19 protein-coding genes are annotated in these 19,334 nt (G+C 68.8%); 12 read left to right on the top strand and 7 right to left on the bottom strand.

The window, feature by feature from the left end; all coding sequences use genetic code 11:
* The first annotated feature begins 20 nt into the window (after positions 1-20).
* The gene (locus tag AB0L64_RS35650) at positions 21-1,436 is read left to right on the top strand and encodes a M28 family metallopeptidase (RefSeq protein ID WP_363717400.1); all 1,416 of its coding nucleotides are present in this window, start codon (positions 21-23) and stop codon (positions 1,434-1,436) included.
* On the opposite strand, the gene AB0L64_RS35645 is transcribed toward AB0L64_RS35650, so the two are convergent.
* Positions 1,433-1,951: a hypothetical protein gene (locus tag AB0L64_RS35645; protein ID WP_363717399.1), complete on the bottom strand. Its 519-nt coding sequence runs from the start codon at positions 1,949-1,951 to the stop codon at positions 1,433-1,435. The genes AB0L64_RS35650 and AB0L64_RS35645 overlap by 4 nt on opposite strands.
* Positions 1,952-2,008: 57 nt before the next feature.
* Positions 2,009-3,163 (bottom strand): phosphotransferase, encoded by a 1,155-nt coding sequence (locus AB0L64_RS35640; protein WP_363717398.1) that lies wholly within the window; start codon positions 3,161-3,163, stop codon positions 2,009-2,011.
* Positions 3,164-3,216: 53 nt separating this feature from the next.
* Here AB0L64_RS35640 and AB0L64_RS35635 point away from each other — a divergent pair, with 53 nt between their 5' ends.
* Positions 3,217-3,654, top strand: coding sequence for a hypothetical protein (locus AB0L64_RS35635; protein ID WP_363717397.1), 438 nt, complete (start codon positions 3,217-3,219; stop codon positions 3,652-3,654).
* A 323-nt stretch (positions 3,655-3,977) separates the two neighbouring features.
* On the opposite strand, the gene AB0L64_RS35630 is transcribed toward AB0L64_RS35635, so the two are convergent.
* Positions 3,978-4,673 carry a hemolysin III family protein gene (locus tag AB0L64_RS35630; RefSeq protein WP_355476956.1) on the bottom strand — a complete coding sequence of 232 codons (696 nt, stop codon included), beginning with the start codon at positions 4,671-4,673 and terminating at the stop codon, positions 3,978-3,980.
* A 259-nt stretch (positions 4,674-4,932) separates the two neighbouring features.
* Between AB0L64_RS35630 and AB0L64_RS35625 the strand changes: the two genes are divergently transcribed.
* The 3 genes from AB0L64_RS35625 to AB0L64_RS35615 all read left to right on the top strand — a co-directional run bounded on the left by AB0L64_RS35625 (position 4,933) and on the right by AB0L64_RS35615 (position 9,371).
* Positions 4,933-5,712: an isoprenyl transferase gene (locus AB0L64_RS35625; RefSeq protein WP_359926342.1), complete on the top strand. Its 780-nt coding sequence runs from the start codon at positions 4,933-4,935 to the stop codon at positions 5,710-5,712.
* Between the two features lie 1,439 nt (positions 5,713-7,151).
* Positions 7,152-8,483, top strand: a complete 1,332-nt coding sequence (locus AB0L64_RS35620; RefSeq protein WP_359926339.1) for a PhoH family protein — start codon at positions 7,152-7,154, stop codon at positions 8,481-8,483.
* Positions 8,484-8,669: 186 nt separating this feature from the next.
* Positions 8,670-9,371, top strand: coding sequence for a hypothetical protein (locus AB0L64_RS35615; RefSeq protein WP_359926336.1), 702 nt, complete (start codon positions 8,670-8,672; stop codon positions 9,369-9,371).
* Here the strand turns inward: AB0L64_RS35615 and AB0L64_RS35610 are convergent, their stop codons facing one another.
* Both AB0L64_RS35610 and AB0L64_RS35605 read right to left on the bottom strand, forming a co-directional pair.
* Positions 9,372-10,928: an alpha-L-fucosidase gene (locus AB0L64_RS35610; RefSeq protein ID WP_363717396.1), complete on the bottom strand. Its 1,557-nt coding sequence runs from the start codon at positions 10,926-10,928 to the stop codon at positions 9,372-9,374.
* Positions 10,925-11,335, bottom strand: a complete 411-nt coding sequence (locus AB0L64_RS35605; protein WP_363717395.1) for a hypothetical protein — start codon at positions 11,333-11,335, stop codon at positions 10,925-10,927. The genes AB0L64_RS35610 and AB0L64_RS35605 overlap by 4 nt, the downstream gene beginning before the upstream one ends.
* Positions 11,336-11,484: 149 nt before the next feature.
* Between AB0L64_RS35605 and AB0L64_RS35600 the strand changes: the two genes are divergently transcribed.
* From AB0L64_RS35600 to AB0L64_RS35575, 6 genes are all read left to right on the top strand, one after another.
* Positions 11,485-12,693: a histidine kinase gene (locus AB0L64_RS35600; RefSeq protein WP_363717394.1), complete on the top strand. Its 1,209-nt coding sequence runs from the start codon at positions 11,485-11,487 to the stop codon at positions 12,691-12,693.
* Positions 12,686-13,363 (top strand): response regulator transcription factor, encoded by a 678-nt coding sequence (locus tag AB0L64_RS35595; protein ID WP_363717393.1) that lies wholly within the window; start codon positions 12,686-12,688, stop codon positions 13,361-13,363. The genes AB0L64_RS35600 and AB0L64_RS35595 overlap by 8 nt, the downstream gene beginning before the upstream one ends.
* Before the next feature lies 1 nt (position 13,364).
* The gene (locus tag AB0L64_RS35590; RefSeq protein ID WP_363717392.1) at positions 13,365-14,012 is read left to right on the top strand and encodes a hypothetical protein; all 648 of its coding nucleotides are present in this window, start codon (positions 13,365-13,367) and stop codon (positions 14,010-14,012) included.
* 70 nt (positions 14,013-14,082) lie between these two features.
* The gene (locus tag AB0L64_RS35585; RefSeq protein WP_363717391.1) at positions 14,083-15,486 is read left to right on the top strand and encodes a class II fumarate hydratase; all 1,404 of its coding nucleotides are present in this window, start codon (positions 14,083-14,085) and stop codon (positions 15,484-15,486) included.
* 32 nt (positions 15,487-15,518) lie between these two features.
* The gene (locus AB0L64_RS35580) at positions 15,519-16,148 is read left to right on the top strand and encodes a DUF402 domain-containing protein (RefSeq protein WP_363717390.1); all 630 of its coding nucleotides are present in this window, start codon (positions 15,519-15,521) and stop codon (positions 16,146-16,148) included.
* 55 nt (positions 16,149-16,203) lie between these two features.
* Positions 16,204-16,362 carry a hypothetical protein gene (locus AB0L64_RS35575; RefSeq protein WP_355476938.1) on the top strand — a complete coding sequence of 53 codons (159 nt, stop codon included), beginning with the start codon at positions 16,204-16,206 and terminating at the stop codon, positions 16,360-16,362.
* A 7-nt stretch (positions 16,363-16,369) separates the two neighbouring features.
* Here AB0L64_RS35575 and AB0L64_RS35570 read toward each other — a convergent pair whose 3' ends face one another.
* Both AB0L64_RS35570 and AB0L64_RS35565 read right to left on the bottom strand, forming a co-directional pair.
* On the bottom strand, positions 16,370-16,798 hold the full coding sequence (locus tag AB0L64_RS35570) for a nitroreductase/quinone reductase family protein (RefSeq protein ID WP_363717389.1): 429 nt from the start codon (positions 16,796-16,798) through the stop codon (positions 16,370-16,372).
* Positions 16,799-16,851: 53 nt separating this feature from the next.
* Positions 16,852-18,516: a fumarate hydratase gene (locus tag AB0L64_RS35565; protein WP_363717388.1), complete on the bottom strand. Its 1,665-nt coding sequence runs from the start codon at positions 18,514-18,516 to the stop codon at positions 16,852-16,854.
* A gap of 128 nt (positions 18,517-18,644) precedes the next feature.
* Between AB0L64_RS35565 and AB0L64_RS35560 the strand changes: the two genes are divergently transcribed.
* Positions 18,645-19,334, top strand: coding sequence for a DUF1707 domain-containing protein (locus tag AB0L64_RS35560; protein WP_355700460.1), 690 nt, complete (start codon positions 18,645-18,647; stop codon positions 19,332-19,334).

Genomic DNA, 19,334 nt, shown 5'->3' with positions numbered 1-19,334 from the left:
TTGCCTGAAGGAGTTCCACCATGCGCAAGTCCCTCGTCCCAGGGCTCGGCGTAGTAGCGCTCGTCGCCGGAGCAGTGCTCGTCACCGGCAACAGCGCGGTCGCGGCCGAGTCGCCCGACATCTCGGTCACCAACACCAAGGCCCACCTGGACCAGTTGCAGTCCATTGCCAACAGCAACGGCGGCAACCGGTACACCGGCCGGGCCGGCTACAAGGCCTCGGCCGACTACGTGAAGGCCAAGCTGGACGCGGCCGGGTACACCACCACCCTGCAGTCGTTCAGCACCTCGGCCGGTACGTCGTACAACGTGATCGCGGAATGGCCGCACGGCGACGCGAACCACGTCGTGATGGCCGGCTCGCACCTGGACAGCGTCAGCTCCGGTCCGGGAATCAACGACAACGGTTCTGGCAGCGCCGGCGTACTGGAAACCGCCCTCGCTTACGCCGCCAGCGGCCAAACCCCCAGGAACCGGCTGCGCTTCGGCTTCTGGGGTGCCGAGGAGCTCGGGCTGCTCGGCTCGAAGTACTACGTCAACAACCTGCCCTCCGCCGAGCGCGACAAGATCGAGCTGTACCTGAACTTCGACATGATCGCGTCGCCGAACCCGGGGTACTTCGTGTACGACGACAACCCGGCCGGCGACGGCGCCCGTGACGACCTGGTCGCGTACTTCACGAGCAAGAGCGTCCAGACCGAGTTCATCGACGTCCAGGGCCGCTCCGACCATGCCGCGTTCCGGTCGTTGGGTATCCCCACGGCCGGGACCTTCTCCGGCGCCGAGGACACCAAGACGTCCGCCCAGGCGTCGAAGTGGGGCGGTACCGCGGGGAGCGCGTTCGACCCGTGCTACCACCGGTCTTGCGACACCATCAACAATCTGAACCTGACGTCGCTCGACCGCCAGATCGATGCCATCGGCCACATGATCTGGAACTACGCGCAGAAGGACTACACCGGCGGGCCGCCGCCGACCGGCGGCAACCTGCTGCAGAACCCGGGCTTCGAGTCCGGTGCGGTGAACTGGACCGGGACCACCGGCGTGATCACCAACAGCTCGTCACGTCCGGCCCACACCGGGTCGTACAAGGCGTGGCTGCAGGGCAACGGCCGGAGCAGCACCGAGAACCTCGGCCAGTCGGTCGCGATCCCGGCCACGGCGACGGCGGCCTCGCTGTCGTTGTGGATCCGGATCGACACCGCCGAGACCACCTCGTCGACCGTCTACGACACCGTGAAGGTCCAGATCGTCGACGGATCCACCACGACGACGCTGGCGACGTACTCGAACCTGAACAAGAGCTCGGCGTACGTGCAGAAAACGCTGGACGTCACGCAGTACAAGGGCAGGACGGTCACGGTGAAGTTCGTCGGCCAGGAGGACTCCTCGCTGCAGACGAGCTTCGTGATCGACGACGTGGCCCTGACCGCCTAGAGCTGCTTGCAGAGCTTGCCCGGCGGAATGGCGGCTTCGGTGAGCAGTTTGCTCACCGGGGCCGCCAACGGCTTCAGGTTCGGGTCCTCGATCCGGGCCGTCTTCCCGTTCGCCGACACCGCGACGATCATGTCGTCGGGGTGCTTCGCGGTCAGCTTGGTCGCGGTGACGCTCGCCCAGTCGACCTGCTGAGCGGCCGTGGTGATGCTCGTCAGCAGGCTCGGGTCGAGCTTGCACCGGATTGTTTCCTTGCTCCCGCGCTTGGTCACGGTCGCGACGCCGTCGGGGGCGACCTGCACGTGGTCGTCGAAGCCAGCGAACCCGCCGGTCCTGGACACGGTCAGCGGCAGGCCGGTGCCCACCGGCGTCGACTGCGTCACGGTCGGCAGGGTGGGCGGCGGTGTCGTGCTCTGCGGCGTGCCCGCCGAGCCGGACTCGCTGCCGCACCCGGTCAGCACGAGTCCGGCGACGGTCGTACACACGGCCATTGCTGCGTATCTGCTCAGGTTCGTCACGCACTATGGATACAGGGTGACAGCCCGTTCGTTGCAGCTGTGACACGACTGAGATGTTCAGATCACCGGCGACACCAGATCGACCAGCGTGCGGGTCAGCAGTACACGCTCCTCGAACAACTCCAGCGATGCGTCCGCCGTACCGAACTGCTCCAGCGGCAGCGCGGTGAACGCGGCGCGGACGAGCAGCGAGCCGAGGTACCCGTACAGCACCTGCTCTTCGTCCACCTCCATCCCGTCTTCGAGCAGCCCTTCCTGGAACGCCTTCAGGATGACTTCGTGTACTGCGGGCAGCGCCTCCGGCGAGAGCTCGCCCGCGTGAGCCAGCCCGATCAGCAACTGCCCCAGGTCGAATCCGGCGGCCTGCGGGCAGTCGAAACCCCAGTCGATCGCGACGAACTCGTCCGGGCTGTCGTGCGGTACCAGCAGGTTCTGCGGGCTGGCGTCACCGTGCTGGTAGCACTGCGGCAGCGCGTCGAGCGTGTCGAGGACCTTGGGAATGCGCTCGCCCAGTGCGAGCAGATCGTCCCGCAAGGCGTGCTCGTGGAGGTTGCACACCGCCGCCGCGAGCAGCGGCTGCCGCCAGCATTGCGGGTCGGCGAGGACCGGCAGTGCGGACTTCATGACGCGGCCGTTCGCGTAGTAGCGCAACGCCGCACCGGGCGTGCTGGAGACCTCCCTGTCGAGCAGCGGCTCGACGAGGTGCGGTTGCCGGCGCGCGGACAGCCGGCCGAGCAGGTATGCCGCCCGCTCGAAGCGCTCGAGCGGCCAAGGGCCCCATTCCTGGACGACGTTCTCCATCCACACCGTGCCGCGGTCGTCGTCGTACAGGTCGATGCGGTAGGCCTTCGCGAGCCGCAACCCGTCGGGCATCAGATCGCCGACGCCGCTGCGGTGCACGGCGATCTCCAGCTGCCAGGGCATGTAGTCGATGAAGCTCTGCCGGTACTCGATCGGCACGAACCGGATGATCGGTGAATGCCGGACCGACTGGAGTTTCTTCACGAAGCACGACCAGCCGGCGCCGTCGGCCGTCGTACCGAAGACGCGGTGCAGGGACTCGGTGCTCGGCGTGCCGATCGGGTAGTCGACAGGCTCGACCCGGACCGCGCCCGCGACGGCCGCCGGATCCCCGGTGATGGTCCGCACGAGCGCCGCCAGGTCGTCGGCCCCCAACGCGTCCCGGCCCAACGGTGCGAGTTCGGTGATCATGTTCCCCCCAAGGAAGTAAAGTCACCTTACTATCGGCATAGTAAAGTGGCTTTATGACCTCCGTCAACGACGATCCCCGCGTCGACCACGTGGCTGGACTGCTCGGGCAGGCGCTGCGGCGCATCCGGGCGGAGATCCTCGCGACCTCGGAGGAGCAGTTCCCCGGGCTGCGCGTCTCGCACTACCGGCTGCTCGAGTTGATCCCGCCCGAGGGCGCGCGGATCACCGACCTGGCCGAGGTCGCCACGATGACGAAACAAGGCCTCGGCCAGCACGTCGACTACCTGCAGAAACTCGGCTACACCACCTCAGAACGCCTCCACGAAGACCGAAGAGTCCGCCTGGTCCGCCGTACGGCGCTGGGTGACGAAGCAGTCGCGCACAGCCGAGAAGCCATAGCCCGAGTAGAAGAATCCTGGTCCCGCCACCTGGGCGAGTCCCGCTACGCGGCCCTCCGAGAAACCCTCCGAGAACTAGGCGCGGACAGCTGAAGGACACGCCTTCGGCGCGGCTGTCCTGCTGACCGGCTCCGCCGGCGAGCAGAGTGTTTTCAGGAGCGGGTTTGGTCGTCGAGTCGTGAAAAGTGGTTGTCAGCGGCAGCCGTTTTTCACGACTCGGCGGGAGGGGTAGGAGCCATTCGCCACGACTCGCCGCAGGCGTGTCCGACCAGGGGCCGGGTTCGTTGTTCGTGGGCGCTGCGCGTCGTTCGCCGGGTGCGTGGTGGTGCCTGCTTCGCCGGACCATCCAGCCAGGCGCGAGGCTCGCACACCGGCGGAGCCGGCCAACAAGGAGCCGCGCCGAAAGCGTGTCCTTGTCAGCCGGCGTGGTACGTCGCGATGCTGACGGCGATGTAGTGGCAGATGAAGGCGGCCACGGTGAAGGCGTGGAAGATCTCGTGGAAGCCGAACCAGCGGGGGGAGGGGTTGGGGCGCTTGGTGCCGTAGACGACGGCGCCGATCGAGTACAGGCCGCCGCCGACCGCGATCAGCGTGACGACTGCCGCGCCGCCGGTGTGGTAGATCGCGCCCATCCAGAAGATCGCGACCCAGCCGAGGGCCAGGTAGATGGGGGTGTAGATCCACCGAGGCGCGCTGAGCCAGAAGATCCGGAACAGGATGCCGAGCACCGCGCCGCCCCAGACCAGGCTGAGCATCAGCACCCGGTCCTTGCCGTGCAGCAGCACCATGCCGAGCGGGGTGTAGGTGCCGGCGATCAGCAGGAAGATGTTGCTGTGGTCGAGCCGGCGCAGGATCGCCTCACCGGTCGGGCCCCAGTAGAACCGGTGGTACAGCGCGGAGATGCCGAACAGCAGCATCGATCCGGCGGTATAGACCGCGGCCGCCCAGCGCGCGTTCGCATGCGGGGCCAGGCAGATCAGCACGATGCCGGCGGCGGTGGCGAACGGAAAGGTGCCGGCGTGCAACCATCCACGAAGTTTGGGCTTGAGCGGTCCGAGCCGGCCGGAGAGCCGGTGCCCGAGGTCCTGGGGCTGGGCGCTGGTAGCGGTCATCGCCGTCCTTTCGAGGGGAGTCCGGGCGGTTCATACCTACGCAACCGTAACCTACGGGACCGTAGGTTGCATCGGTCGGAAGAATGAAATGTAGGCGAAGTCACCCGGGTGCTGCAGCACTCCCGCGTTTACGATGCTCGAACGCACCGGAAAGTTCGACCTTTCCGGCAGCTTTCCGTGAGCCGCTCCAGGGCCTCTCACCGGCGGCGTTTCTGGGCTAGCCTCGTGACCGAGAGTCTTTGAGGAGAGCACCCTGCCCATGCGGACACCTGGCAAGCAGAAGCTGCGCGGCGCGATCTACGGCCTGTACGAGCGTCGGGTCCGCCGGTCCCTGTCACCGGACCGGATCCCGCGGCACATCGGCGTCATCATCGACGGCAACCGGCGCTGGGCCCGCCAGGTCGGCGATCCGGTGTCGCGCGGTCACGAGGCCGGGGCGAACAAGATCTCGGAGTTCCTGGAGTGGTGCGACGACGTCGGCGTCAAGGTCGTCACGGTGTGGATGCTGTCCACCGACAACCTGACCCGCCCGGCCGAGGAGCTCGAGCCGCTGCTGCGGATCATCGAGCAGACCGTCGAGGAGCTGACCGCGATCGGCCGCTGGCGGATCCACCCGGTCGGCGCGCTCGACCTGCTGCCGGGCACGACCGCCGAGGCACTGAAGGCGGCCGAGACGGCAACGCACGACAACCAGGGGATGCTGGTCAACGTCGCGGTCGGGTACGGCGGGCGGCGCGAGCTGGCCGACGCGGTCCGCTCGCTGCTGCTCGAGGAGGCCGCGAAGGGCATCTCGATCGAGGAACTCGCGGACCGCGTGGACGTGGAACACATCGCGCGGCACCTGTACACGAAGGGCCAGCCGGATCCGGACCTGGTCATCCGGACGTCGGGTGAGCAGCGCCTGGGCGGCTTCCTGCTGTGGCAGAGCGCGCTGAGCGAGTTCTACTTCTGCGAGGCGCTGTGGCCGGACTTCCGGCACGTCGACTTCCTGCGCGCGATCCGGAGCTACGCGCAGCGAGAGCGTCGCTTCGGGACGTAGTGCCGCGCCCGCACCGCGAGCACGTCGTACGGCGCCGCAGGTAGTACGCGTACGTGGCCACGCCCAGCGCCGCGCCCCACGCGATCCAGAGGATGCCCGGCGCGTTGGCTCCCCACATGTCGCCGTCGAGCGGGGCCTGGGTGTTCATCAGCCCGGCCGGGATCAGGACGACCGACACGATCGAGGCCGGGACGATCGCGAGCAGCGGCGGTACGCGGCGGCCGGCCTTGAACCAGATCCACCGCGGGTACACCTCGCCCCACCGGTGCACCAGGCCGTGCGTGAGGACGCCGCCGCCCAGACCCAGGACGGCCAGGCCGAGGCCCATCTCGAGCATCCCGGGCGTGTCGGCCATCATCCGGTGGAACTCGTCGGTGATGCCGAGCGGCCAGCCGAAGTACCAGGCGATCCGGGTGAGCTCGTACGGGAGGTTCGCCACGACCGCGATCGCGACCGCCCAGCGGCCCCACCGGAGCGCAGCCTCCGGGCACTTCCAGGCGGGCTCCGCGGCGCCGCGGCCGCAGGAGACGCACGCCTCGCGGCTGCGCCGGTGGTACGCGAGCGCCGTCGCCGCCCAGAGCACCCCGCCGACGAACAGGATGATCAGGTTCACCCGGTGCCAGTACAGGATGTCGCCGACGCCGTCCTGCGGCCCCGGTACGCCGGTGAAGGCGAACACGATCAGTGCCGGCGCCATCGCGACCACCGCGACCAGCGTGTAGTCGGGTACGACGAGCGCGAGGCCGACCGCGAGCACGGCGGCGATCGCCTGCAGGATCGATCCGCGCGGCCTGGTGTGCGTCATGACGAGCGCGAGAACGGCGCCGCCGAGGCCGATCGCCGCCATCACCGGGGCGACGACGTGCACCGGCGTACCTTCCAGGATCGACGCCGTGGACAGGTCGTCAGGGACCCGCGCGAACGGGTAGCCGGCGCCGCCGAAGGTCCAGTACAGCCCGAGTACGCCGTACACCAGGGACCAGAGCGCGGTGGCGTACCCGGTCCACGTCGGCCAGTTCCTTGTCATGCTCCGAGTCATGCCCCGAGCCTCGTCGCGCGGCCGCCGGACCGGATCACCCGGCGGAGTGACGCGGATCCCCCGCGTGAGGGGGAAACGCGTAACACCGTGTTAACCCCGTGGCCGGGCGTGTCGGGCTGCGCCGTTTGCAGGAGGCTCCTACCCTGACAGTGACGGTCGGAGGGGAAGCCGGCTGTCCGGGAGGCCCGATCAGCTTGAGAATCGTTCGCCAGCCGGTAGCCCCATGAGGGGCCGAACGGAGTACCCGAGACGTCAGGTCTCGATCTCACTGATTCCCGTCGTTGCGTACGCGGCACGGCGGACGGGGTCTGCACCAGACCCCGAGGGCGGCACCCGGTCCACCTAACCACTGGTCGGCCGGGGCGAGGGTGCACGTCACGGCCAGAAGAGGACGTGCGACATGGCCGACAATGCCAAGGCGTCAAGTACCTCATCCACACCGGCCCAGCGCACATTCGTGCTGGACACCTCGGTGCTCCTCTCGGACCCGCACGCGATGTTGCGGTTCGACGAGCACGAGGTCGTCGTCCCGGTGGTCGTCGTCACCGAATTGGAGGCCAAACGGCATCACCCGGAACTCGGCTACTTCGCCCGTACGGCGCTGCGACTGCTCGACGAGCTCCGGATCCTGCACGGACGTCTGGATGCGCCCCTGCCAGTGGGGGAGAAGGGTGGAACCCTCCGGGTCGAGCTGAACCACACCGACCCGGAGACGCTGCCGGCCGGTTTCCGGCTCGGCGACAACGACAGCCGGATCCTGGCCGTGGCCTGCAACTTCATGGCCGAGGGCAAGGACGTCACGCTGGTCTCGAAGGACCTGCCGATGCGGGTCAAGGCGTCGGCGTGCGGCCTGCTCGCCGAGGAGTACCGCGCGGAGCTGACGTTGGAGTCCGGCTGGACCGGGATGGCGGAGCTCGAGGTCGAGACGCATGTCGTGGACGACCTGTACGAGAACGGTTCGGTCGAGCTGCCGGCGGCCGGCGAGTTCCCGACCCACACCGGACTGGTGATGCTGTCCGACCGGGGCAGCGCGCTCGGCCGGGTGATGCCGGACAAGCGGATCCGGCTGGTCCGCGGCGACCGCGAGGCGTTCGGGATCCGCGGCCGGTCGGCCGAGCAGCGGGTCGCGCTGGACCTGTTGCTGGACCCGGACGTCGGGATCATCTCGCTCGGCGGCCGCGCCGGTACCGGTAAGTCCGCGCTCGCGCTGTGCGCCGGGCTGGAGTCGGTGATGGAGCGCCGCCAGCACAAGAAGGTGGTCGTCTTCCGGCCGCTGTTCGCGGTCGGCGGCCAGGAGCTCGGGTACCTGCCGGGCAGCGAGTCGGAGAAGATGCAGCCGTGGGCCCAGGCCGTGTACGACACGCTCGGCGCGCTGACCAGCGGTGACGTGATCGACGAGGTGATCGATCGCGGGATGCTCGAGGTGCTGCCGCTGACCCACATCCGCGGCCGGTCGCTGCACGACGCGTTCGTGATCGTTGACGAGGCGCAGTCGCTGGAGCGCAACGTGCTGCTCACGGTGCTGTCCCGGGTCGGCGCCAACTCGCGAGTCGTGCTCACCCACGACGTGGCCCAGCGGGACAACCTGCGGGTCGGGCGGCACGACGGCGTGGTCGCGGTGGTCGAGCAGCTGAAGGGCCACCCGCTGTTCGCGCACGTCACGCTGACCCGCTCGGAGCGGTCGCCGATCGCGGCGCTGGTCACCGAGATGCTGGACGATCTCCAGCTGTGACCAGGGCGGTGTAAGGAGCGTTACGTTTCTTAGGTAATAGCTTTCTGTAAAGCGAGAGTAAGAACGGTGCGGTCGCCACGCGGCGGCCGCACCGTTCGTTCGTGACCTGCTTGTGATCACGGACGGTTTACGTCAGAGTATGTTCTCGTTGCAGCCGACGGGGGTCGGGTTTTCTCGGAAGGACAGATGAAAGCGAAGCGCTCCGTCGCGGTTCTCGCAGTCACCGGAATCGCCGTGGTCTCCGTTGTCGCCGGTGTCGACCTCTTCAGCTCTCCTGGGAGCAGCAGTGCGTCGGAGAAGGTGTCCGGGCGGGCCGAGATGGCCGTGCTGAACAGCGGGAAGGCGATCCCGTCCGCGACCACACCGTCGGCCAAGGAGAAGTCGGCCGCCGAGATCGCCGCCGAGGCGGTCCGGATGCGGAACCAGGTCGAGGCCATCGAGCAGCAGCGCACCGCGCTGCAGGACGCGGCCGACCAGAAGATGAAGGCCAGGAACACGGCGTTGCTGCGCTACAAGGCACTCAAGGAGGCGAGCCGGGACGCCGCCGAGGAGCGGGCCAGCCGGGACGCCGAGCGGAAGAAGTACGAGGGCACGCCGAAGGAGGTCGCGATGAACCTCCTCCCCGACCACGGCTGGAGCCAGAGCCAGTTCAGCTGCCTGGAGAAGCTCTGGAACAAGGAGTCCCGCTGGAAGGTCAACGCCGACAACCCGACGTCGACGGCGTACGGCATCCCGCAGGCGCTGCCGGGCAACCGGATGGCGGCGTACGGCAAGGACTGGCGGACCAACCCGGTCACCCAGATCAAGTGGGGCCTGGACTACATCGAGGCTACGTACGGCTCGCCGTGCAAGGCGTGGAACCACTCCCAGAACAGCGGCTGGTACTGATCACCCGATCCTGAAGGCCGGCGCGTAGGTCCCGTCGCCGGCCGCCTTCAGCACGGTGTCCCCGGTGGTTGTCGTCATCGCCACCGGACCTGCCCCGAGACGTTGCGCCGCCCCGGAGAGTACGACGTCCTTGATGACGATGTCGCCCCGCGGCCGGCCGAGGACGACGGCGTACACGGCCTTGCCCTTCTGGGTGAACACCACCTGGTCGCCGGCGGCTGTGGTCGTCGATGACCGTGTCCACGGTCGCGCCCCGTCCAGCGCCTCCCGGTTGACCTTCAGCCACGCCCCGATGTCGGAGAGCCGACTCGACTGCTCAGGGACGATCTCGCCCTCCCCGCCGCTCGGTCCGACGTTCAGCAACAGCGAACCGTTGTTGGCGGCGCCTTTGGCGAGTGCTGCGATCAGCTCTGCCGAGCCGGTGTAGTCGCCCGCGGTCTCCTCGCGGTTGTAGCCGAACGAGCCGCCGATGCCGCGGTCCTGCTGCCAGAACTTGTCCTGGATGGTGTCGAAGGCGGCGTACTCCGGCGTCCGGAAGTCACTGTGCGGCGCGGGCTTCTGGGTGTTGATGCCTTCCGCGACACCGGGCTGCTTGAACAGGCCCTTCATGAGCTGGTCGAAGCCCCAGCGCATCGGTTTCGGGCTCATCAGCTGCCGGCCGAACGACGCCGTACTCCAGCGGTCGTCGACGACACCCTCCGGGACGGTGTTGTAGTAGTCCGCGAGCAGGGCGTAGAGCCGCTTGGACCCGGTCGGCCAGGCGATGTCGTTCCAGAGGATGTCCGGCTTGTACCGCGTGATCAGCTCACGCACCTGCGCGACGGCGTACTTGCGGTAGTCCTCGCCGTAGTGCAGGTACACGTAGTCGCCCAGGGTCTTCACAGTCTTGCGCTGGAACGTCCAGTCGACACCGCCGGAGTAGTAGACGCCGAACTTCAGGCCCTGCTTTCGCACTGCCGCGGCCAGCTCGCCCATGAGGTCCCGCTGGGCGTGGAAGTCCAGTGCGTGCGGGTTGCGGACCTGGGTCGGCCACAGGGAGTACCCGTCGGCGTACTTGGCCGTCACCACGATGTACGACGCCCCGGCCGCCTTGAACTGCGCTGCCCAGCGATCGGGGTCCCACTTCGCGAGACCGGCGTCGAACTGCTGCGTGAAGTCGCTGTACGGCGCGTTGCCGTAGTGCTCCCGGTGGTACTGCGCGGTCGGCGAGGCGGGGTCCTTCATCGCGTTCGCGTAGTCCTCCGCGTACGGGTTGTGGGTCATCGCGTGCCCGTACCGCGTCTCCAGCAGCTTGCTGAACGTGGTGCCCTTCGGCGCGAACCCAGGCACCGAGTAGAGCCCCCAGTGGATCATGATCCCGAACTTGGCATCCGCGAACCACTGCGGCAGCGGATGCTTGTTCAGCGACTCGACAGTCGCCTCGTACGGCCCCTCGGTGGTCATGGCGGCCCGCCGGTCGTCCTGCCACGTCCACACGGCCGAACACCCGACGAAGATCAGCACCAGGACGACGACCACCAGCGCGAACCGCAGCAGAAATCTCCCGACGCGCCTCATGCCGTGCACCCGCGCTCGCCGGCGAGCCATTGGGTGAGGCGGCCGGTCCACTGGGCGTTGTCGGTGCGTTCGGTGAACCAGCGATGGTTCACGAGCAGGTACAGCACGGTGCCGGATCGCAGTTCGAGGACCAGCGGTGCGCCGAGCGTCTTGGATCCACCGCCGAGGAAGCGGCCGTACAGGTCGGTGAAGTCGTTGCTCACCGACGCCAGCTCGGCGGGATGGACGGTCACGTCGCGGCCGTGGTCCCAGCCGGTCAGCTCCAGATGACTCAGGTGCAGCCGGATCGTGCCGGAGCGCGGGAAGATCGCGCGCTGGTCGACGGCGGCCCTGAACGAGCCCCACCAGGTGCGGGCGGCCAGTTCCGCGGCGGTCGTGCCGCGGAAGGTGCTTTCGGCAAGAATCATGCCTGCAACCCTGCCGCCGGACAGCCGCCCGGCAGATCAGCCCGCCGTACGCCGTCAGTGTCGTTCGGTGGACTCGCGCCTCCACCGAAAGTCTCGTCGTACGCCGTCGAGCCGGTGCAGCGGGCCGTCGAGGCGCTACCGTCGTTCAGGTGGACACGGGGATCGTCGCCGCGCTGATCGCGCCTGGATCGCGCGCGGCGCCGGGGTACGGACGGCTGACGCCGCGGGACCGGGTGGTGGACGTCGCCTGCGTGCTGATCGCGTTCCTGTTCGGGCTGATCGCGGTGGGAGACAACGACCCGGTGCCCCGGATCGGTCCACTGCCGCATTGGCTCGATCTGACGCTGTGCATCGCCGGAGCGCTCTCGCTGCTCGTCCGCCGCCGCTGGCCGATCGGGCTGGCCGTGCTGATGATCCTTGCGTCCACACTGGTGCCTTCTGTCGGTGCAGCGGGCGGTCTGGCGCTCTTCAATGTCGCGGTGCACAGACGCCCGGCTGTCAGCCTCTCGCTGGGTGCTGTGGCGATGGCGTCCTGCATGCTGCAGTTCTGGCTCTATCCGTTGTCTGACGTGCCCAACGCGTACTGGATCGCAGTCATTCTCACTGCGCTGGCCTGCCTGGCACTGGTTGCCTGGGGCATCGTGGTCCGGACCAGGCGGCAGCTGATGACCTCGCTGACCGACCGCGCCGTCCGCGCCGAGGCGGAGCAGCAGTTGCGTGTCGAGCAGGGGCAGCGGCTGGAGCGGGAGCGGATCGCGCGGGAGATGCATGACGCGCTCGGGCATCGGCTGTCGTTGCTCAGCATCCATGCGGGCGCGCTGGAGTTCCGGCCGGACATGCCGACCGACGAGCTGTCACGCGCGGCCGGCGTGATTCGGTCCAGTGCCCGCGACTGCGTGGACGACCTGCGCGAGATCGTCGGCGTACTGCGGTCTCAGCACACCGCCGACGGGCCACGCCGGGGGATTGCAGAGCTGGATGTGTTGCTGGACGAGTCACGGGCAGCCGGGATGAGGATCGAGCTCGAGACAGGTGTCGAACTCAGCGAAGTGCCGGACACGATCGGGCGGCATGCGTACCGGATCGTCCAGGAGGGACTGACGAACGCGCGCAAGCACGCACCCCACCAGGCCGTCCGGGTGCTGCTGAGCGGTGCGCCCGGCGCAGGGCTCTCGGTGGAGGTGTCGAATCCGTTGGTGCACGATGTCGCGTCCCCGGGCTCACGGGTGGGCCTCATCGGACTGGCGGAGCGGGCGTCGCTGGCGGGTGGGCGGTTCGAGCACGGGGCAACGGCTGACGGAGAGTTTCGGCTGGCGGCCTGGCTGCCCTGGGTGGCCTACGATGACGGCCGTGAGTGAACCGGTCCGGCTGCTGGTGGTCGACGACGACCCACTGGTCCGGGCAGGCCTGTCCAGCATGCTGTCCGGCGCACCGGAGCTCGAGCTGGTCGGTGTCGCCGCCGATGGGCAGGAGGCAGTCGATGCGGTCCGTGACCTGCGCCCGGACGTCGTACTGATGGACATCGGCATGCCGGTGCTGGACGGGGTTGCCGCGACTGAGGCGATTCGGCGGCGGACTGCGGCGCCGGACGTGGTCATGCTGACCACTTTCGGGTCGGACGAGGACCTGCTGCGGGCGTTGCGTGCCGGTGCGTCCGGTTACCTGCTGAAGGACGCTGCGCCGGCCGAGATCGTCGCAGCGGTGCTGAAGGTGGCTGCTGGTGAGTCCGTGCTGTCACCACAGGCCACCCGGCAGCTCATGGACCATGTCGGCGCCGTCGACCAGGACAGCCGCCGTACGACGGCTTGCGCGGCTCTGGCGCAGCTGACCGAGCGAGAGCGGGACGTGATGCTGGCTGTGGCTGAAGGAATGAGCAACGCCGAGGTGGCGACCGCCCTGGACGTCGGGATCGCCACGGTGAAGACACACCTGACGAACTCCCTCGCCAAGCTCCAGTTGACCAACCGCGTGCAGTTGGCGCTGCTGGCCCACGACGCGGGGCTGACCAATCAGAGTGGCGGCGTGTGACATGGCAGAGATCGCGCGGGGCAACAGTGAGCGCGGAGAGCTCGTGCTACGGCGCCGGGAGGACGACGGCGCGCTGGAGCTGCGGGTCAACGGTGTATTCGTGATGGACGACCGGGAGACGTCGAGCGAGGAGTTGCTGGCGTCGGCCGCGCTGGAGGCGGTGCAGCGGCCGGACCGGGTGCTGGTCGGGGGACTCGGCCTCGGGTACACGGTCCGCGCGCTGCTCGCCGACGACCGGCTCGGCGAGGTGGTGGTGGCGGAGATCGAGCCGGACCTGGTGTCGTGGATGCGCTCCGGCCTGGTCCCGTCGATCCTCGACGACCCGCGGGTCGCGGTCGTCGTCGGCGACGTCCGCGCGGTCGTCACGGACCTCCCCGACGCGTCCGTCGACGCGATCCTCCTGGACGTCGACAACGGCCCGGACTTCCTTGTCTACAACGAGAACTCGACCATCTACACGTCGGGCTTCCTCACCACCTGCCGGGCCAAGCTGCGCGCCGGCGGCATCCTCACCGTGTGGTCCTCGTCCGCGTCGACCGCCCTGGAGACCGCCGTCGGCGCCGTGTTCGGCACGTGCGACGTCAAACCCGTGCCGGTCCAGCTCCAGGGCCGCGACGAGCTGTACTACGTCTATCAAGGCGCCTCGTAGTCGCTGTGTCGTTGTCCACAGGTTGCCGATCGAACGGTTCCGGCAACGGTGAGCGACGTACTCTGCAGGTATGGGTGATGACGTGGAATTCCGGATCGAGCACGACACGATGGGTGAGGTCAAGGTGCCCCGCGACGCGTTGTGGCGGGCGCAGACGCAGCGCGCGGTGCAGAACTTCCCGATCTCCGGGCGGCCGCTGGCGCCGGAGCTCGTGCACGCGCTCGCCCAGATCAAGGCCTCCGCCGCGGTCGTGAACGCGTCGCTCGGGGTGCTCGACGCCGACCGGTCCGCCGCGATCGCGGCCGCCGCGGACCAGGTGACCGCGGGGCAGTTCGACGCGGAGTTCCCGATCGACGTCTTCCAGACCGGTTCCGGCACGTCGACGAACATGAACGTCAACGAGGTCCTGGCCACCCTGGCCACCCGCGCGCTCGGCGCCGACGTGCATCCGAACGATCACGTCAACGCCTCGCAGTCCAGCAACGACACCTTCCCGTCGGCGATCCACGTCGCCGCCACGGCGGGTGTCGTCCAGGAGCTGCTGCCGGCCCTCGAGCATCTCGCGGATTCCCTGTCCCGCAAGGGATCCGAGTTCGCCGAGGTGGTGAAGTCCGGGCGCACGCACCTGATGGACGCGACGCCGGTGACGCTCGGCCAGGAGTTCGACGGGTATGCCCAGCAGATCCGCCGCGGCGCCGCGCGCGTGCGGGCCACGCTGCCCCGGGTCGCCGAGCTGCCGCTCGGCGGGACGGCGGTCGGCACCGGGATCAACACACCGCCCGGGTTCGCGGCAGCCGTCATCACCGAGCTGAACCGCCGCACCGGGCTGGAGCTGACCGAGGCCGAGGACCACTTCGAGGCCCAGGGGGCGCGCGACGGACTGGTCGAGCTGTCCGGGCAGCTGAAGACGGTCGCGGTCAGCCTGACGAAGATCTGCAACGACCTGCGCTGGATGGGCTCCGGGCCGCGCGCCGGGCTCGGCGAGATCGCGCTGCCGGATCTGCAGCCCGGGTCGAGCATCATGCCCGGCAAGGTGAACCCGGTGATCTGCGAGGCGACGCTGATGGTCGCCGCGCAGGTGATCGGCAACGACACCACGATCACCGTGGCCGGAGCCGGCGGCAACTTCGAGCTGAACGTGATGCTCCCGGTGATCGCGCGCAACCTGCTCGAGTCGATCAGCCTGCTGGCCAACAGCTCCCGGCTGCTCGCCGACCGCTGCGTCGACGGCATCACGGCGAACGTCGGCCACGCCCGCGCGCTGGCCGAGTCGTCCCCGTCCATCGTGACGCCCCTGAATCGCTACATCGGCTACGAGAACGCCGCCGCGGTCGCCAAGAGTGCCCTGAAACAAGGCAAGACGATCCGCGAGGTCGTGATCGAGAACGGGCACGTCGAGAAGGGCGACCTCACCGAGGAGCAGCTGGACGCGGCCCTCGACGTCTTGTCCATGACCCGGCCGGCGCAGTCGTGACGTTCTGGGAGCCCGGCACGACGATCGAATGGGTGTACGAAGTCCCTGGACAGCACGCCGACAAGCCGCTCGTGCGGCCGATGACGGTGGTGCGGGACGACGCGGACGGACTGGTCGCCTGGCTCGCCCCCGGGACGCCGTTGCTCAAACCGGTCCTCGTCGACGGGCGCGAGATCCGGCACGCCGGCCCGGTCGCGATGTTCACCGCGGAGCGGGTGCTGAAGCTCGACGTCTGGCGCGGGACCGGGATCCTCAAGGTGTCGCCGCCCGGCAAGCCGTGGTCGGTCTGGTACTTCTGGGACGCCGACGCGACCTTCCGCGGGTGGTACGTGAACCTCGAGCGCGAACACGTCCGCGACTGGGCGGCACGCCGGACGAGCACGGTCGATCATGTGCTTGACCTGTGGATCAACCCGGACCGCACGATCGAGTGGAAGGACGAGGACGAGCTCGAGGGAGCGGTCAGCGCCGGACGTTTCAGCGCGGCCGAGGCCGAGCGGATCGTCGCCGACGCGCACCTGGCGATCCGCGACATCGAGGCCTGGACAGCGCCGTTCTCCGACGGCTGGGAGTCCTGGTCGGCGCCGCAGGCCTGGCGGCTGCCCGTCGCGCCGACGACGCATCAGCCGACCTGGATCGCCGAGGAGCTGCACAGCCGCTGACAACAGGTAGGTCACGAGCGCTTGTCACCGGCGGGATTGGTCTTAGCTTGGAAGTATGTACACCATCGAGCTGCAGGCCGACGAGCTTCAGATGCTGCGCTCGGCCCTTGGGTGCTACCTCCAGGCGTTCGGGCACAACGAGGCAGACCTGGTCAAAGCGGCCAGAGCCCTGCTGATGAAGCTCCCGGAGGAGATCGAGACCAAGGCCGGCTGAGCGGAGCTCAGTCCGGGGCGGGCTGCAGGACGGCGACGGGGATCGTCCGCCCTGCCTTCGTCGCGAACCGGGCGATCCGTGGGTCCTCGCGGAGGATGACGTCGGTCCACACCGTGCTCCGCTCGGGCTCGGTCAGTTCCCGCGCCCGCATCCGCCGGTGCTCGGCGCCGATCTGTACGTCGGTGCTGACCGCCGCCCGCAGGTTCCGGAACCAGTCCGGGTCCTGAGGCGAGCCCGACCCGGTGCCCCAGACCACGAGCCCGTCCGCCGTCTCCAGGTACCGCACGCAGGTCGACCTCGGTACGCCGGTCCGCCGGCCGGGTGTGGTGAGCATCAGGACGTGCACGTCCTTGCTCCCGCTCGCCAGCCGCCCGTCCAGCGTCCGGTACATCCACACGCCGACCCGGTTCCCCATCCGCAGCATCCGCCGCCCCATCGCGACCACCCCCGGTTCCGAGGGTGGGGCGATCGGCTCACCAGGTCAACGGTTCAGCTGCGCGGACGGACCGTCAGGGGGACCGGCTTGCGGGTGTCGGTGAAGAAGTCGTTGCCCTTGTCGTCGACCACGATGAACGCGGGGAAGTCCTCGACCTGGATCTTCCAGATCGCCTCCATGCCGAGCTCCGGGTACTCGATCACGTCGACGGACTTGATGCAGTCCTGCGCCAGCCGCGCCGCCGGGCCGCCGATCGAGCCCAGGTAGAAGCCGCCGTGCTCCTTGCACGCCGCCGTCACCTTCGCCGACCGGTTGCCCTTGGCAAGCATGACGAACGAGCCGCCGGCCGCCTGGAACTGGTCGACGTAGGCGTCCATCCGGCCCGCGGTCGTCGGCCCGAAGGAGCCGGACGCGTAACCCTCGGGGGTCTTCGCCGGACCCGCGTAGTACACGGCGTGGTCACGCAGGTACTGCGGCATCGGCTCGCCCGCGTCCAGCCGCTCCTTGATCTTCGCGTGCGCGATGTCGCGCGCCACCACGAGCGGGCCGGTCAGCGACAGCCGGGTCTTCACCGGCAGCTTGGACAGCTCGGCGCGGATCTCGCTCATCGGCCGGTTCAGGTCGACCCGGACGACCTCGGAGTCGTCGAGGTGTTCGTCGGTCGTGTCCGGCAGGAACCGGGCCGGCTCCCGCTCGAGCTGCTCGAGGAACACGCCCTCCGGCGTGATCTTGGCCAGCGCCTGCCGGTCCGCCGAGCAGGACACCGCGATCGCGACCGGGCAGGACGCGCCGTGCCGCGGCAGCCGGATCACCCGGACGTCGTGGCAGAAGTACTTCCCGCCGAACTGCGCGCCGATGCCGAACTCCTGCGTGAGCTTGAAGACCTCCTCCTCCAGCTCCACGTCCCGGAACCCGTGCCCGAGCGGCGATCCGCTCGTCGGCAGGGTGTCCAGGTAGTGCGCGGAGGCGTACTTCGCGGTCTTCAGCGCGTACTCGGCCGAGGTTCCGCCGACCACGACGGCCAGGTGGTACGGCGGGCAGGCCGCCGTACCGAGGGAGCGGATCTTCTCGTCCAGGAACTCCATCATCCGCGACGGGTTCAGCACCGCCTTGGTCTCCTGGTAGAGGAACGACTTGTTCGCCGAGCCGCCGCCCTTGGCCATGAAGAGGAACTTGTACGCCGGGTCGCCGGAGCCGGCCGGTGTCGAGTAGAGCTCGATCTGGGCGGGCAGGTTGGAGCCGGTGTTCTTCTCGTCCCACATGGTCAGCGGGGCCATCTGCGAGTAGCGCAGGTTCAGCTTGGTGTAGGCGTCGTACACACCGCGGCTGATCCACTCCTCGTCGACCGCGCCGGTGAGCACCCCCTCGGACTTCTTGCCCATCACGATCGCGGTGCCGGTGTCCTGGCACATCGGCAGCACGCCGCCGGCCGAGATGTTCGCGTTCTTCAGCAGGTCGAGTGCGACGAACCGGTCGTTCCCGGACGCCTCCGGGTCGTCGATGATCCGCCGCAGCTGCGCGAGGTGCGCGGTACGCAGGTAGTGCGAGATGTCGTGCATCGCCTCCGCGGTCAGCGCCTGCAAGACCTCGGGCTGCACCTGCAGGAACGTCCGGTCGCCTGCGGTGAACGTGCTGACACCCTCCGTCGTCAGCAGCCGGTACTCCGTCTCGTCGGCACCCAACGGCAACAGGTCGGAGTAGTTGAAGTCGGCAGACACCGGGCATACCTCCACACAGACTGGACTGGACGCCCAAAGGCTACCGCTCACGATCAGGGGCCGGATCAGGGGTGAATCGGGGAGGAAACGGGTCTGCGGGCGGGGGTGGGCGCGCGTATCGTTCTGGCGTGGCCCAGGATGACGTACCCCAGGAGAACCGACCGCAGGATGTCGTGCCCGCGCAGGCCGGTGACGATCCGGTGCTGCGGCGGCGGGTGTCCGATCTCGAGCGCGAGGAGGTCGCCGACATCCTCCGCGACGCCGCGGGCGAGGGCCGGCTGTCCTACACCGAGCTCGAGGACCGCCTCGAGACGCTGTACGCCTCCAAGACGTACGGCGAACTCGTCGAGCTGACCGCGGACCTGCCCACCGGGCCGCGCGCGCAGACCGTGCCGGCCACCACCCCGCAGTACGGCGGCGCCCTGGTGGAGTCCGGGCCGGTCATCAACGTGTTCATGTCCGAGTCCAAGCGGACCGGAAGCTGGCTGGTCCCGCAGCGCCAGGAGATCAACGCTGTGCTCGGCGACGTCACCCTCGACTACACCGAGGCGCAGATCCCGTTCGACGAGGTCCACATCGACGTGAAGTCGATCCTCGCCGACGTGAAGATCCGCGTACCGCAGAACGCGATCGTCCTGCTGGACAGCAACCCGATCCTCGGCTCCGTCTCCGAACAGGAAGCCGGACTGAAGGCGGTCCCGGACCCGAACAGCCGGCCGGCCGAGCCGAAACGCTTCCACATCCGCGGCACGGCGATCCTCGGCGAGATCAAGATCAAGCGCGGCCCCCGCCTGAGCAAGCGCCTCGGCCTGACCTGA

Origin of the sequence: Kribbella sp. NPDC051936 (assembly GCF_040680955.1) — a bacterium.
GTDB lineage: Bacteria > Actinomycetota > Actinomycetes > Propionibacteriales > Kribbellaceae > Kribbella.
The sequence above is the reverse complement of the archived record's forward strand: the minus strand, read 5'-3'. Positions and strand labels throughout refer to the sequence as shown.

Excerpts from the sequence above, each read along its gene's own strand:
- AB0L64_RS35585 (WP_363717391.1), top strand. The coding sequence starts at position 14,083 with ATGGGTGATGACGTGGAATTCCGGATCGAGCACGACACGATGGGTGAG.
- AB0L64_RS35625 (WP_359926342.1), top strand. The coding sequence starts at position 4,933 with ATGCGGACACCTGGCAAGCAGAAGCTGCGCGGCGCGATCTACGGCCTG.
- AB0L64_RS35575 (WP_355476938.1), top strand. The coding sequence starts at position 16,204 with ATGTACACCATCGAGCTGCAGGCCGACGAGCTTCAGATGCTGCGCTCG.
- AB0L64_RS35640 (WP_363717398.1), bottom strand. The coding sequence starts at position 3,163 with ATGATCACCGAACTCGCACCGTTGGGCCGGGACGCGTTGGGGGCCGAC.
- AB0L64_RS35590 (WP_363717392.1), top strand. The coding sequence starts at position 13,365 with ATGGCAGAGATCGCGCGGGGCAACAGTGAGCGCGGAGAGCTCGTGCTA.
- AB0L64_RS35610 (WP_363717396.1), bottom strand. The coding sequence starts at position 10,928 with ATGAGGCGCGTCGGGAGATTTCTGCTGCGGTTCGCGCTGGTGGTCGTC.
- AB0L64_RS35635 (WP_363717397.1), top strand. The coding sequence starts at position 3,217 with ATGACCTCCGTCAACGACGATCCCCGCGTCGACCACGTGGCTGGACTG.
- AB0L64_RS35630 (WP_355476956.1), bottom strand. The coding sequence starts at position 4,673 with ATGACCGCTACCAGCGCCCAGCCCCAGGACCTCGGGCACCGGCTCTCC.
- AB0L64_RS35615 (WP_359926336.1), top strand. The coding sequence starts at position 8,670 with ATGAAAGCGAAGCGCTCCGTCGCGGTTCTCGCAGTCACCGGAATCGCC.
- AB0L64_RS35570 (WP_363717389.1), bottom strand. The coding sequence starts at position 16,798 with ATGGGGCGGCGGATGCTGCGGATGGGGAACCGGGTCGGCGTGTGGATG.
- AB0L64_RS35650 (WP_363717400.1), top strand. The coding sequence starts at position 21 with ATGCGCAAGTCCCTCGTCCCAGGGCTCGGCGTAGTAGCGCTCGTCGCC.
- AB0L64_RS35605 (WP_363717395.1), bottom strand. The coding sequence starts at position 11,335 with ATGATTCTTGCCGAAAGCACCTTCCGCGGCACGACCGCCGCGGAACTG.
- AB0L64_RS35620 (WP_359926339.1), top strand. The coding sequence starts at position 7,152 with ATGGCCGACAATGCCAAGGCGTCAAGTACCTCATCCACACCGGCCCAG.